This is a genomic window from Serratia sp. BW106 (genome assembly GCF_002607755.1).
In the GTDB taxonomy this organism is placed as follows: domain Bacteria; phylum Pseudomonadota; class Gammaproteobacteria; order Enterobacterales; family Enterobacteriaceae; genus Serratia; species Serratia proteamaculans.
On record NZ_MCGS01000010.1, the window covers coordinates 54,340 to 67,190 of the forward strand.

Annotated in this window: 11 protein-coding genes; 4 read left to right on the forward strand and 7 right to left on the reverse strand. The window is 56.5% G+C overall.

All coding sequences use genetic code 11. The features are described 5' to 3' along the window. Window positions 1-116: 116 nt before the first annotated feature. The gene (locus tag BEI65_RS08040) at window positions 117-377 is read right to left on the reverse strand and encodes a YdgH/BhsA/McbA-like domain containing protein (protein WP_085117030.1); all 261 of its coding nucleotides are present in this window, start codon (window positions 375-377) and stop codon (window positions 117-119) included. A gap of 328 nt (window positions 378-705) precedes the next feature. On the opposite strand from BEI65_RS08040, the gene pyrF reads away from it, so the two are divergent. Both pyrF and yciH read left to right on the forward strand, forming a co-directional pair. Beyond that, a complete protein-coding gene (pyrF, locus tag BEI65_RS08045) occupies window positions 706-1,434 on the forward strand; it encodes an orotidine-5'-phosphate decarboxylase (RefSeq protein ID WP_099062872.1) in 729 nt (242 codons plus the stop codon). Between the two features lie 10 nt (window positions 1,435-1,444). Beyond that, window positions 1,445-1,771 carry a stress response translation initiation inhibitor YciH gene (yciH, locus tag BEI65_RS08050; RefSeq protein ID WP_099062873.1) on the forward strand — a complete coding sequence of 109 codons (327 nt, stop codon included), beginning with the start codon at window positions 1,445-1,447 and terminating at the stop codon, window positions 1,769-1,771. A 203-nt stretch (window positions 1,772-1,974) separates the two neighbouring features. Here yciH and osmB read toward each other — a convergent pair whose 3' ends face one another. Then, on the reverse strand, window positions 1,975-2,193 hold the full coding sequence (gene osmB, locus BEI65_RS08055; RefSeq protein WP_004945176.1) for an osmotically-inducible lipoprotein OsmB: 219 nt from the start codon (window positions 2,191-2,193) through the stop codon (window positions 1,975-1,977). Between the two features lie 362 nt (window positions 2,194-2,555). Here osmB and araD point away from each other — a divergent pair, with 362 nt between their 5' ends. Then, window positions 2,556-3,251 (forward strand): L-ribulose-5-phosphate 4-epimerase, encoded by a 696-nt coding sequence (araD, locus tag BEI65_RS08060; RefSeq protein WP_099062874.1) that lies wholly within the window; start codon window positions 2,556-2,558, stop codon window positions 3,249-3,251. A gap of 49 nt (window positions 3,252-3,300) precedes the next feature. Here araD and BEI65_RS08065 read toward each other — a convergent pair whose 3' ends face one another. From BEI65_RS08065 to BEI65_RS08075, 3 genes are read right to left on the reverse strand one after another with little or no spacing between them, the layout of a single operon-like run. Beyond that, window positions 3,301-4,047 carry a DNA-binding transcriptional regulator YciT gene (locus BEI65_RS08065; protein ID WP_099062875.1) on the reverse strand — a complete coding sequence of 249 codons (747 nt, stop codon included), beginning with the start codon at window positions 4,045-4,047 and terminating at the stop codon, window positions 3,301-3,303. Between the two features lie 48 nt (window positions 4,048-4,095). Further along, complete coding sequence (locus BEI65_RS08070) at window positions 4,096-6,528, reverse strand: formate C-acetyltransferase/glycerol dehydratase family glycyl radical enzyme (RefSeq protein ID WP_099062876.1); 2,433 nt, start codon at window positions 6,526-6,528, stop codon at window positions 4,096-4,098. Between the two features lie 4 nt (window positions 6,529-6,532). After that, complete coding sequence (locus BEI65_RS08075; RefSeq protein WP_099062877.1) at window positions 6,533-7,432, reverse strand: glycyl-radical enzyme activating protein; 900 nt, start codon at window positions 7,430-7,432, stop codon at window positions 6,533-6,535. A 146-nt stretch (window positions 7,433-7,578) separates the two neighbouring features. On the opposite strand from BEI65_RS08075, the gene fsa reads away from it, so the two are divergent. Then, a complete protein-coding gene (gene fsa / locus BEI65_RS08080) occupies window positions 7,579-8,244 on the forward strand; it encodes a fructose-6-phosphate aldolase (protein ID WP_085117024.1) in 666 nt (221 codons plus the stop codon). A 226-nt stretch (window positions 8,245-8,470) separates the two neighbouring features. Here fsa and BEI65_RS08085 read toward each other — a convergent pair whose 3' ends face one another. Further along, window positions 8,471-10,528, reverse strand: coding sequence for a carbon starvation CstA family protein (locus tag BEI65_RS08085; protein ID WP_099062878.1), 2,058 nt, complete (start codon window positions 10,526-10,528; stop codon window positions 8,471-8,473). 239 nt (window positions 10,529-10,767) lie between these two features. Continuing rightward, the gene (locus tag BEI65_RS08090; protein ID WP_099062879.1) at window positions 10,768-12,702 is read right to left on the reverse strand and encodes an exoribonuclease II; all 1,935 of its coding nucleotides are present in this window, start codon (window positions 12,700-12,702) and stop codon (window positions 10,768-10,770) included. Window positions 12,703-12,851: the final 149 nt, after the last annotated feature.

Consider the following 12,851-nt stretch of genomic DNA (forward strand, 5'->3'; position numbering starts at 1 on the left):
TCTAGTGTGTAATAAAAATTTAATATTTATGTAACATTGTGACGGGGGAATAATGAACGATATGGCGGGGGGGATTGAGGTAGAGCCCGGCGTGCCGGGCCCCATACCGAAAGCACTTATTTGTAGATGACTGCGGTGCCGCTCAGCATGTTATTACCACCGGCTGAGATAATGCGGTAGCTGCTGGCGCCCTGGGCTTCAGCTTTGGCGGCCAGTTTGCTTTCCAGGCTGCTTAGGGTAGTAGCATGGCCTGCGGAGACGACACCGGAGGCGGTCAGGCTGGTGGCCTGCTGCAGATCAACCGGCTCAGCGGCGAAGGTAGCGAAAGAGGTCATGGCAATAGCGGCAGCGGCTGCAAAATATTTGATGCTTTTCATAGGAAACTCCAGTCTGTTTATTTAGGTTGGAAGCCGTTTGCTTCCGATGTGTTGAATAATAAAGCATCCACGCAGATTTAAAATCTGATAATGCTGAGCTTGTTATTCAAATTATTTGATTGATAATTTACGCATCTTTACGGCGCTTTACGCAGTCTGGGCTAATGGCATTCGGGTTATATTGACGCTTGATGACGAACCAGGGGCTAACATTACTTAACCGCAGCGCGCGCTGCGGCTGGGATTTCTGTCGACTGGCATGTAGAATGCGGCGGTCAGTTTGGCGGGTTGTTACCTGGTTATGTCCATTTTACAGAAGGTAGAAGAAATGAAGTCTGAAAATAACATTAATAACAATGACTTAAAATCATCGCCAATCATCGTTGCGCTGGATTACGCGGACAAAGGTGCCGCGCTGGCATTTGCCGATCGTATCGATCCGCAGGACTGTCGGTTAAAAGTGGGCAAGGAAATGTTCACCCTGTTTGGACCGCAACTGGTGCGTGATTTGCACGACCGCGGTTTCGACGTATTCCTGGATTTGAAATTCCACGATATTCCTAACACTACCGCCCGTGCGGTAGCGGCAGCGGCTGAACTGGGCGTATGGATGGTTAACGTTCACGCCAGCGGCGGTGCGCGTATGATGACCGCCGCCAAAGAGGCATTGCTGGCCTATGGCGCGCAGGCGCCGTTGTTGATCGCCGTGACCGTGCTGACCAGCATGGAAGCGGAAGATCTGCAGGCTATCGGTATCGACCTCTCTCCGGCCGAACAGGCGGAACGGCTGGCGCGCCTGACTCGCGATTGCGGGCTGGACGGCGTAGTCTGTTCTGCGCATGAGGCCGAGCGCCTGAAAGCGGCCTGTGGCCAACAGTTCCAGTTGGTGACGCCGGGTATCCGCCCTGAAGGCAGCGACGCAGGCGATCAGCGTCGCATCATGACGCCGGTGCAGGCTCAGGCGGTGGGCGTTGACTACATGGTGATTGGGCGTCCGATCACCCAATCCGCTGACCCTGCCGCCACGCTGAGCGCCATTCGCGCCTCACTGGCCTGAGGAGATGACCATGAAGGACGATAACAGCCGCCTGGTCTATTCCACCGACAGCGGTCGCATCAAACAGGAAGAGGTTAAGCCACAGCGCGACAAGGGTGACGGCATCGTGCGCATTCAGCGTCAGACCAGTGGGCGTAAGGGGAAGGGCGTTTGCCTGATCTCGGGCGTTGATCTGGATGATGCGGCACTGGAAAAACTGGCGGCCGAGTTGAAGAAGAAGTGTGGCTGCGGTGGTTCGCTCAAGGATGGCGTGATTGAGATCCAGGGCGATAAGCGCGATTTACTAAAACAGCTGCTGGAAGCCAAAGGAATGAAGGTCAAGCTGGCGGGAGGTTGATCGCCTGGGTGAATTGCCATGCCGCGGTGCAATGCTGCGGCATGGCATAGGGTGATGCTGCCGGGCGTTAACCCGTGAATGGCAATGAGCCATTGACTGAAGGTAAAACAGACCTGAAATAATCTTTATTATGGTTAATACGTCAAAGCGCAAACGCTTTTGCCAGCCTGTCGGCAGAGGTATCCAGATAGTGGCCGATCAGGTTATTTGCCTACCTGATGACCAATGATGCCCCCAACGGCGGCCCCGCCGAGCGTACCCAGTGCGCTACCATCGGTCAACACCGCGCCGCCTACAGCCCCTGCGCCGGCACCAATAGCGGTGTTACGGTCACGTTTGGACATGTTGGAACAAGCGCTGAGTGAAAACGCCAGTGTAAGCGCCAAAGCAGCGGTGGCGAAACGTTTATTGATAATCATCATAATGACTTCTCCTTAGCATTGGCTTATGGGAGTGCCCTATAAGTATAGGCATGAACCCTAAATTCGGCCTGCTATTAGCTCCCAAAGCGTATCGATATAAAAAATGGCATTTTTTGTTAAAGGCAGAACAATTGAAAAGCCAGAAGCGCTCTCTCTGCCAATATCCACTATAAGCCTCTGTCTGACGATAAACAGGTAAATAGTCTTAAAGTCCATTTCTCCGCCTTTTACAGGCAATTGTCTCACCTCACACAGTTCTCGGTTTCCAGCAGAAGGCTACGCGGTCTTTAGCGATTTACGCCATACCCTCTAACAGCCGGTCTGCCGACAATATTCCCAACAGGTTTAACCGGGACAGACACATGCTTAACGAACTCAAACAGCAGGTATTAGAGGCCAACCTGGCCCTGCCACGGCATCATCTGGTGACTTTTACCTGGGGTAACGTCAGCGCAGTCGATCGCCGCGAAGGGCTGATGGTGATCAAGCCTTCAGGGGTGGAATACGAGGTGATGACCCGTGATGACATGGTGGTGGTGGAGCTGGAAAGCGGCAAGGTCGTGGAGGGAGGTAAAAAACCGTCATCGGACAGTGATACCCACCGCGTACTTTACCTTGAGTTTGGCGCCGCCGGGGGCATTGTGCACACTCATTCACGCCATGCCACTATCTGGGCGCAGGCGGGGTTGGATATTCCTGCCTGGGGCACCACCCACGCCGATTATTTTTATGGTGATATCCCCTGTACCCGACAGATGCGGAATGAGGAAATTAACGGCCGCTATGAATGGGAAACCGGCAGGGTGATTGTCGAAACCTTTGCTGAACGCCAGTTGGATCCTGCCGCGGTCCCTGCGGTATTGGTGCATTCGCACGGTCCTTTTACCTGGGGGAAGGATGCGGAAAACGCGGTGCATAATGCGGTGGTGTTGGAAGAGATTGCCTATATGGGGATTTTTTCAAACCAACTGACGCCGGGGTTGGCGAATATGCAGCAAACGCTGCTGGATAAACATTACCTGCGTAAGCACGGTAAAAATGCCTATTACGGCCAGTGATCTTCAGAACGGCCGCCAATCGACGGCCGTTCATATTCTTGCCTGACGCCTAGTCGTTCACTATATCCAACTGTATTCCCTGGCGTTTCAACTGGTGTTGATATTCCAGTGACAGCCGCGAATCGGTGATTACCCGATGCACTTTTCCCTGCTGAGTCAGCGGATTGGGCTGGATTTGGCCAAATTTGGATGAGTCGGTCAGGACAATATTTTCCACGCCCTTCGCCAGCACGGCATTAACCACGTCGGCGCGCATCATATCGCGGCCGGTAAAGCCGGTGTCCGCATGGTAGCCGTCAATGCCGATAAACGCCTTGCTGAAATGAACCTGCTGAATGCACTGGCGCGTTAAGGGGCCGACCACGGTTTCACTCTTTTTCTGATACATGCCCCCCAGCACGATCACCTCGCAGTCGGTCTCTTTCAGCAGGTTGGCGATATAGTGGCTGACGGTGATCAACGTGATGCGCTTGCGTTCGGCAATGTAGCGAGCCAGCAACGCGTTGGCACTACCGCTTTCGATAAAGATGGTTTCATCGTCGTTAACCAGCGAAGCGGCATACTGCGCCAGCTTTTGCTTGAGGGTGAAGTTGGACATCATGCGCGCATCGACGTCGTCACTTTCCAGCGCCAGTGCGGAGCCGTGTACCCGCTTCAGATAGCTGCGTTTCTCCAGCAGGTTCAAATCCTGGCGGATTGTCACCTCTGAAACGCCGGTGGCGGCAGCCAAATCGCTGACGCTGATGCGCCGGCGGTCGTTAACCAATTGCAATATTGTCTGTTGTCTTGAATTCATATCAACCTGATGTGCGGCCACCAAGGTGCGGCCGCTAATATTTATTGTTTAAATAGTATGTTCTGTTCGCGTAATAATATCATCCTGCGCGTCAGGGGATAATGCGGTAAAGAAAGCGGAATATCCAGCAACGCGAACCACTAAATCACGATATTGGTCAGGATGTTGCTTCGCTTTCAGCAGGGTTTCCCGCGACACGATGTTGTACTGCACATGCCAGCCTTGGTAGGCCTCAAAGAAGGTACGCAACATCAACATCAGCTTTTCGCGATCGGCCGGGTTCTCCAGCGTGGTCGGGTTCAGCTTCTGGTTCAGCAGTACGCCACCGAGGATCGACGCGGTAGGCAACTTGGACAGCGAGTTGAACACGGCGGTAGGCCCCAGGTGATCGGTCCCGGAAGCCGGACTGGCACCTTCCGCCAGTGGCGTATGTGCTTTGCGGCCGTCCGGCGTTGCCAGGGTGGCGGCCCCAAAGGGGACGTTAGCCGAAATGGACGAGGTACCGGCGTAGTAAGTGCCGCCGATCGGGCCACGACCAAAACGGGTGTTGTGGTACTGCCTGAGTTCATCAATGTAGGTCTGATAAGCCCGCACCAGCAGTTGGTCAACTTCATCCACGTCGTTGCCGTATTTTGGCGCGGCGTTGAGCAGCCGCTGGCGTAACTGCTCGCCGCTCAGCCCGTCAAAGTCATTGGCCAGCGCAGCCGCTAACTGCTGCTGACCGATCACCCCCTGTTCGAACACCAATTTGCGGACTGCCGCCAGGCTGTTGCCCAGGTTGGCGATACCGACCTGCAGGCCCGAAACCCAGTCGTATTTTGCCCCACCTTGCTTAATGCTTTTACCGCGCTCGATACAGTCGTCCACCAGTGCTGAGCACAGAATGTCGTGCGCATTTTCTTCCAGCACGCTATCGACCACGCACTCAATTTCAATCGACTTACGGGTGTAATAGCGGATCTGGCTGTCCCAGGCCGCCAACACCTGGTCGAAATGACTGAAGTTGCCCTGTGACAGCGCCAGGTCCTGCGGCAGGAAGATCTGGCCGGAAGTGGCATCGCGCCCCTGTTCCAACGCGGCGAGCAGCACGCGGGCAAAGTTGATAAAGCTCATACCGGTGCAGCGGTAGCCCCACTTGCCCCCCACAGCGGTCTCGATGCAGCCGATTGCCGCATAGTCATAAGCATCCTGCGGTTCCACCCCCAGCTTGATAAACTCGGGAATGACGATTTCGTCGTTGTTGAAGGCCGGCATGCCAAACCCGCAGCGGATCACCTGCACACAGGCGTCGAGAAAATCGCTGCTCATCCCGGCGTGGTAGCGCACGCTGAGGTTGGGTTGGGTAGAGCGCAGGCGACCACAAGATTCCAAAATGGTATAGGACAGGGGGTTAACCGCATCGCACGGCTTGCCGTCGAGCAGTTGCTGCCCACCGATAGTCACGTTCTGATACAGCGGGCTGCCTGCCGAGGCTTTGGAGTGTGAGCCGGAACGGATCTTGTTGATCTCCAGCAGTTTCAGCCAGCAGCTGTGCAGCATTTCAATCGCGCGTTCGCGCGGCAAAGTCTGCTCCAGCTCGACATCACGGCGATACCAGGGATAGAGATATTGGTCGAGACGGCCAAAGGACACTGAATGCCCATTGGATTCAATTTGTAGCGTCAACTGAATGAAGTAACACAGTTGCAGAGCCTGCCAAAAAGTCTGTGGCGGACGGTGGGCGATCAGCTCGCAGTTTTCTGCGATGGCCAGCAACTCCTTACTGCGCCAGTGACGGCTTTCCGCCTGGGCCATGCTGCGGGCCAACCGGGCAAAGCGCAGGACATGTTCGCTCAGTGCTTCCAGCGTCAGGTCGATGGCCTTCAGGAATTGCTCCTGCTGCAGCTCTTGCCAGTCGGTGAGCCGAATGCGGCTGCGGCGCTCATCCACTTTGTCACGCAGCCCGTCGAGGCCTTTTTCCAGCAGCAGTGGGAAATTCACCGCCAGGTGCGCATCCCCCGAGGTCATATTACCTTCGGCCTTGATGATGCCGGTGGCCAGCAGGGCTTTTTGTTCATCGGTGAACATGCCGTAGCAGCGGTCCTGTACCGTTTGACCTCGCCACCATGGGCATATCCGGTGCAGAACTACCTTGTTCTCCTCGCTGACGGAGAAACCGGCACCCGGACGGTCGGCCAACTGGTCTATCTCATCTTCGATCCAACCGACGGTATATTCCGGGAAGATCGGCGCGGCGCGTAATTCGCTGGCCTGGTTGCCGATAATCAGCTCATCGTTGTCAATGCGCAGCGTGCGTTTGGCCAGATGGTTGGCCAACGCCAGTGCCCGGCGCACCGGCAAGGGTTTGTCCAGATGCTGCTGATAGGCCTCGGTATAATGCTGTGCGCGTTCGGTGCAAACCGGCGGTTTGACGATATGGATCAGTGCGTTCTTGTGGGCCAGGGTACGTGCGGTCAGGGTGGTCAGGTCCAGCGTGGTCATGATGTTATCCTCGCAAAATGGCGGTCAGCCCTTTGGCTTCGGCGTACTGCTCGGCATAGGCCAGCAATTCGGGCGCATCCAGTGGGGTACGGGCAGCGTGATAAGGTTCGCCAAGCAGATGATATTTATTGATGCCCAGCGTGTGATACGGCAGGAAATGGATCTCTTTGGCACCGGCTTCATCGGCAGCGAAATCGACAATCGCGCGGACAGAGTGGCGATCGGCGTTAAACCCTGGGATCAGCGGGACGCGTACGGTAGTTGGGGTGCCCTGGGCGGCCAGTCGGCGGAAGTTATCCATCACCCGTTTGGCGGATCCGCCGGTCCACTGTTTGAAACGTCGTTCATCGACGTGTTTCAAATCTGCCAGCATCAGGTCAAGCCAGGGCAGTGAAGGGGTGATGTGCGACCACGGGGTATGCAGGCAGGACTCTACCGCGGTATGAATACCGGCTTCACGACCGCGACGCAGCAGCTCTGCCGCCACGCTCGGTTGCATAAAGGGTTCACCGCCGGACAGCGTCAGGCCCCCACCGCTACGTAAATAAAAGGGCCGGTCGCGCAGTACCTCGGCCATGATATCGTCGATATTGACTGCGTTACCGCACAGGCTGAGTGCGCAGGTTGGGCAACGGGCGGCCAATGCGGCATAATCTTCGTGGCTGAGCAAATCGCGTTGGATCACCAGCTTGTCGTCTGTGCGTCGGATTGCCGGCGAGTGGTCGTCTCCACACAGCGTGCAGCCGCTCAGACACAGGCGAGGGTCGAACAGCAGATCGGCCTGTCGCGCGCGGCTTTCCGGGTTCTGGCACCAGAGGCAGCCGAGTGAGCAGCCCTTCAGGAACACCACGCTGCGAATGCCGGGGCCATCATGGGTGGAATAGCGCTGCAGATTGAAGATCACGAGTCACCTGTCATTCAGTTGCTTTACTGATGTCATTAAAGTTGTTTCGAATGAAAGTTGATTTGATTTCGATCAAATATAAACGCATTGCATGTCCTACTATGATGAGAGTTTGAATTCGCCCACAGAAGATTCAGGAGTCCGTAATGGAGCTTTATCTCGATACCGCTGATGTGAACGCAGTAAAACGCCTGGCGCGCATCCTGCCGTTGCACGGTGTGACCACCAATCCAAGCATTGTTGCCAAAGAAGGAAAGCCCATTTGGGAGGTGTTACCGGCGCTGCGTGATGCGCTGGGGGGCACCGGCAAGCTGTTTGCTCAGGTGATGGCCAACGATGCCGAGCGCATGGTGGCCGAAGCGGCGTTGCTTCATCAGCGGGTGCCGGGGCTGGTGGTGAAGGTGCCGGCGACCGCAGAAGGGCTGGCCGCGATTAAAAAACTGAAGGCGATGTCGATCCCTACTTTGGGGACGGCGGTCTATGGCGCGGGTCAGGGGTTGTTGGCGGCGCTGGCCGGGGCGGAGTACGTAGCGCCTTACGTTAACCGTTTGGACGCGCAGGGCGGCGATGGCATCGAAATGGTGCATGAATTGCAGCAGTTGCTGACGCTGCATGCGCCGGGAGCCCGGGTGTTGGCCGCCAGTTTTAAAACGCCGCGTCAGGCGTTGGCATGCTTGCTGGCGGGCTGTCAGGCCATCACCTTGCCGGTCGACGTGGCTGAGCAGTTCCTTGCAGCCCCGGCGGTTCAGGCGGCGGTAGAAAAGTTCGAGCAGGATTGGCAGGGGGCGTTTGGGACTAACTTGCTGAACTGAAAAGTCGTCTTTTAGCCTGAGATACTCGGGCCTAGCGCACCGAGGGGCAATTATGGGACACATCCTTGTGTCCCACCCTGCGGGCCGACTGGAAGTCGTTCCAACTTGCTCCCAGCAAGTTGGTCGGCAGCTAAAGCTGCTACGACCCCTTCGGCACGCTCTCCCTAATAACGGACTTTTAAGTTGTCTGAGGGCGCGGAAGCGCCCTGGTTATCACCAGTCGGAGTTAGCCATTCTCACGCAGGACGATCGGCGACTCTTTCACCGTTGGCTGGCTGGCGTTCAGCGCACGACGGATCACAAAGAAGGCGGAGACCAGCATGGTGACCGCCACCAGCATAAAGAAAGCACAGAGCGCGGCGTTAATCTGGTTGCTGAAAACGATGGTTTCCATATCCTTCAATGTTTTGGCAGGGGCGATCAACGTACCTTGCTCAATACCGTTAGAGAATTTCTTCGCCTGCGCCAGGAAGCCGATACTCGGTTTCTCATGGAAGATTTTCTGCCAGCCGGCGGTCATTGAGGTAATAAACAACCAGACGGTCGGCAGGATGGTCACCCAGGCATAGCGCTGTTTTTTCATTTTGAACAGCACCACGGTACCGAGGATCAGCGCCATCGACGCCAGCATCTGGTTGCCGATACCAAACAGCGGCCACAGGGTGTTGATACCGCCGAGCGGATCGACCACCCCCTGATACACAAAGAAGCCCCAACCGGCGACGGCTACCGTGGTGCCCGCCAGATTACCGAACCACGAACGGTTATTGGCCAGCCTTGGGATCGCCACGCCGACCAAATCCTGCACCATAAAGCGACAGGCGCGGGTCCCGGCATCGACGGCGGTCAGAATAAACAGGGCTTCAAACAGAATGGCGAAGTGGTACCAGAACGCCATCATCGCACGGCTGTTGAACACCTCGGTAATGATGTGCGCCATACCCACCGCAAAGGTTGGTGCGCCACCGGCACGTGACAGAATCGAATGCTCCCCGACGTCTTTGGCAATCATCGTCAGGGTTTCCGGGGTGATCATAAAGCCCCAACCGTTGATCACCTGCGAGGCATTCTCCACCGTGGTGCCGATCAGCGCCGCCGGTGAGTTCATGGCGAAGTAAACGCCCGGATCGATGACCGAGGCGCAGATCAGGGCCATGATCGCCACGAAGGATTCCATCAGCATGGCACCGTAGCCGATAAAGCGGATATGGCTTTCACGTTCCACCAGCTTCGGCGTAGTGCCACTGGATACCAGTGCATGGAAGCCCGAAATCGAGCCGCAGGCGATGGTGATAAACAGGAACGGGAACAGCGAACCGGCGAATACCGGGCCACTGCCGTCGATAAAGCGCGATACCGCCGGCATTTTCATCTCTGGCATGGCGAAGACGATACCGACCGCCAGCCCGATAATGACGCCAATCTTCATAAAGGTGGACAGATAGTCACGCGGCGCCAGTAGCAGCCATACCGGCAGCACCGAGGCAACGAAGCCATAGACCACCAGCACCCAGGTCAGCGTGGTGCCGTGCAGCGTGAAGAAGGGGCCCCAGTAGGGATCTTGCGCCACATTGCCGCCATAAATGATCGCCAGCAGCATCAGGGCGAAGCCCACCACCGAGATTTCAGCGATTTTACCTGGACGGATGAAACGCATATACACGCCCATAAACAGCGCGATAGGAATGGTGGCGGCGATGGTGAACAATCCCCATGGGCTGTCGGCCAGGGCTTTTACCACCACCAGTGCCAGCGCGGAAAGAATGATAATCATCACCCCCAGTGCGCCCAGCATGGTGATCACCCCGGCAAAGGCCCCCAGTTCCTGCTTGGCCATTTCACCCAACGAGCGACCGTCGCGGCGGGTGGAAATGAACAGGATCAGGAAGTCCTGCACCGCACCGGCCAGCATCACCCCGACCAGGATCCAGATGGTGCCGGGCAGAAAGCCCATTTGCGCCGCCAGGATCGGGCCAACCAGCGGCCCGGCTCCGGCGATAGCGGCAAAGTGGTGACCAAACAGCACCCACTTGTTGGTAGGAACATAATCCAGCCCGTCATTGCGACGCTCCGCCGGCGTCATGCGGCGATCGTCGAGCTCAAATACTTTTTTGGCGATGAACAGGCTATAGAAGCGGTAAGCGATGCTGTAGCAGGCAATCGCCGCCACCACCAGCCAAACCGCGTTGACATGTTCGCCACGGCTAAGGGCCAGCATGGCGAAGGCAAATGCGCCCACCAACGCCACCACCAGCCAGATGATCCCGGACTTGACGTTCTTCATCTTCAACGACTCCTTGGTGTGCAGAAATAAAGAAAGCGATGTTGTTATGGATAATGGATACCCATTAAAAGTAGGAGTTTTGCGCGTGAAGAACAGCAGGTCGGATGAGAAATGTGATGCTGGTTAAGTAATGGCGTAAAAACAATGTGATGAGATTGTTGCGGTCATCAGCAGGCGAAAAAAAACACCGGAGGTTGACCCGTCCGGTGTTTGTCTGACGTGAGATGACTCTCGCGGGGTTAGGCCGCCGGTCTGGCGATCACGCTGCGTGTTTCCATACGCACTTCGGCGATGGTGACCTGCAGGCTGTCGCCCTGACGATAGACGACTTCGCCTTTGATCTGCACCGTGCCGGTATCCTGGCTGCAGACCATTTCATCACGTACCGCGTGAATAAACGGCGCCGGGATAAAGGCTACAGCACCGTTGTCCAGCAGGCGCACACGCAGGCCGCCGCGGGTGACGTCGATGATTTCCGCATTGAAGCGCTCATCGGTGCCGGCTTTATCTTTCAGGTAGCGAGCGTACAGCCAGTCACCCACGTCGCGCTCCGCCATGCGGTTCAGACGACGGCGTTCGGCCAACTGGACGGTCACTTCATCCTGCGGCTTCTCAGCGGACTGCCCGGTAATAATGGCTTTCAGCAGGCGGTGGTTAACCATATCGCCGTATTTACGGATCGGTGAAGTCCAGGTGGCATAGGCTTCCAGCCCCAGGCCGAAATGCGGGCCCGGTGTGGTGCTGATCTCGGCATAGGTCTGGGAACGACGGATGCGGCTGTCGAGGAACTGGGTCGGCTGTGAATCCAGGTGACGACGCAGTTCACAGAACCCGTCCAGCGTCAGCAGTTTCTCGGCTTCGGCTTCTACGCCGTTAGCCTGCAGCACGGTAACCGCCTGCTCGACCAGCAGCGGATCGAAACCGGTATGCACGTTGTAAATGCCGAAGCCCAGACGGTCGCGCAGCACGATAGCGGCGCAAACGTTAGAAGCAATCATGCACTCTTCAACGATGCGGTTGGCGCTGCGGCGCTGCTCGGTGACGATCTCCAGCACTTCGCCTTTTTCGCCCAGCACAAAGCGGTAGTCAGGGCGATCCTTGAACACCAGAGCGTGCTGGTGGCGCCAGGCGTTACGCACATCGCACACGCGCTTGAGCAGGGTGATTTGCTGCGCAATGTCGTCACTCGGCGGTTGCCAGCCGGCAATGCCTTCCAGCCAGTCGGACACTTCGTCATAAACCAGTTTGGCTTTTGACTCGATCTCGGCGGCGAAGAAGTGAATGTCGTTAGCCAATGCGCCGTCGGCACCGACGGTCACGCGGCAGGCCAGCACCGGACGGCGTTGGTTCGGGCGCAGTGAACACAGGTTTTCTGACAGGTCACGGGGCAACATCGGGATGTTGAAGCCCGGCAGGTAGTTGGTGAAGGCGCGCTTGCGGGCGATTTCATCCAATGGGCTACCTTGCTCGACGTAAGCGGTCGGATCGGCAATGGCGATGGTCAACTGCAGTGAGCCGTCACCGTTGTCCTGCACGAACAGCGCATCGTCCATGTCTTCGGTGCTGGCACTGTCGATGGTGACAAAGTTCAGCGCAGTCAGATCTTCACGCGGCAGCGAAGCGTCCGGCTCGCGGGTAGCGATCATTTCCGGGGCTTCTTTTTCCAGATTGTGACGGGCCAGAGTTACCCACCACGGTGCCAGGTGATCTTCACCTTCGGTAATGAAATGGGTCAGATCGGCGTTAAAACCACGATCGCCCTTCAGCGGGTGGCGGCACATCTGGGCAACTGCCCAGTCACCAGCCTGGAAGTTATGCTTCAGATCACGCGCTGGACGACATGGGATCGCGTCTTTCAGCAAAGGATGATCGGGCACGATGGACAAGCGGTCATCGCGCTTTTGCACACGGCCGACAAAGCGCGACAGAAATGGCTCGATCAGGGTTTCCGGCTCGGCGATTTCGCGTTCTTTCTCGGTGTGCAGGGTCGCGCTCACCCGATCGCCGTGCATGACTTTCTTCATGTACGGTGGCGGAATGAAATAACTTTTTTGACCGTCTACTTCAAGAAAGCCAAAGCCTTTCTCAGTCCCTTTTACTACGCCTTCAACGCGCGGGGTCTGAGAGTGAAGTTGCTGTTTAAGCTGCGCCAGCAGCGGGTTATCTTGAAACATATCGTCCAGTGAATGGGTTGTGAGTGGCAAGATTTGCGGCTGACAGTTTTACGCGAATCACCTGCTGCGAGCAAGCCTAACGTCACGGTTTTACCGCGTTAGCGCGTGATTTTAGGGAATATCCAGCAGTCAAAAGTCATCGGAGAGAA

Excerpts from the sequence above, each read along its gene's own strand:
- pyrF (WP_099062872.1), top strand. The coding sequence starts at position 706 with ATGAAGTCTGAAAATAACATTAATAACAATGACTTAAAATCATCGCCA.
- fsa (WP_085117024.1), top strand. The coding sequence starts at position 7,579 with ATGGAGCTTTATCTCGATACCGCTGATGTGAACGCAGTAAAACGCCTG.
- BEI65_RS08085 (WP_099062878.1), bottom strand. The coding sequence starts at position 10,528 with ATGAAGAACGTCAAGTCCGGGATCATCTGGCTGGTGGTGGCGTTGGTG.
- BEI65_RS08070 (WP_099062876.1), bottom strand. The coding sequence starts at position 6,528 with ATGACCACGCTGGACCTGACCACCCTGACCGCACGTACCCTGGCCCAC.
- BEI65_RS08040 (WP_085117030.1), bottom strand. The coding sequence starts at position 377 with ATGAAAAGCATCAAATATTTTGCAGCCGCTGCCGCTATTGCCATGACC.
- osmB (WP_004945176.1), bottom strand. The coding sequence starts at position 2,193 with ATGATGATTATCAATAAACGTTTCGCCACCGCTGCTTTGGCGCTTACA.
- araD (WP_099062874.1), top strand. The coding sequence starts at position 2,556 with ATGCTTAACGAACTCAAACAGCAGGTATTAGAGGCCAACCTGGCCCTG.
- yciH (WP_099062873.1), top strand. The coding sequence starts at position 1,445 with ATGAAGGACGATAACAGCCGCCTGGTCTATTCCACCGACAGCGGTCGC.
- BEI65_RS08090 (WP_099062879.1), bottom strand. The coding sequence starts at position 12,702 with ATGTTTCAAGATAACCCGCTGCTGGCGCAGCTTAAACAGCAACTTCAC.
- BEI65_RS08065 (WP_099062875.1), bottom strand. The coding sequence starts at position 4,047 with ATGAATTCAAGACAACAGACAATATTGCAATTGGTTAACGACCGCCGG.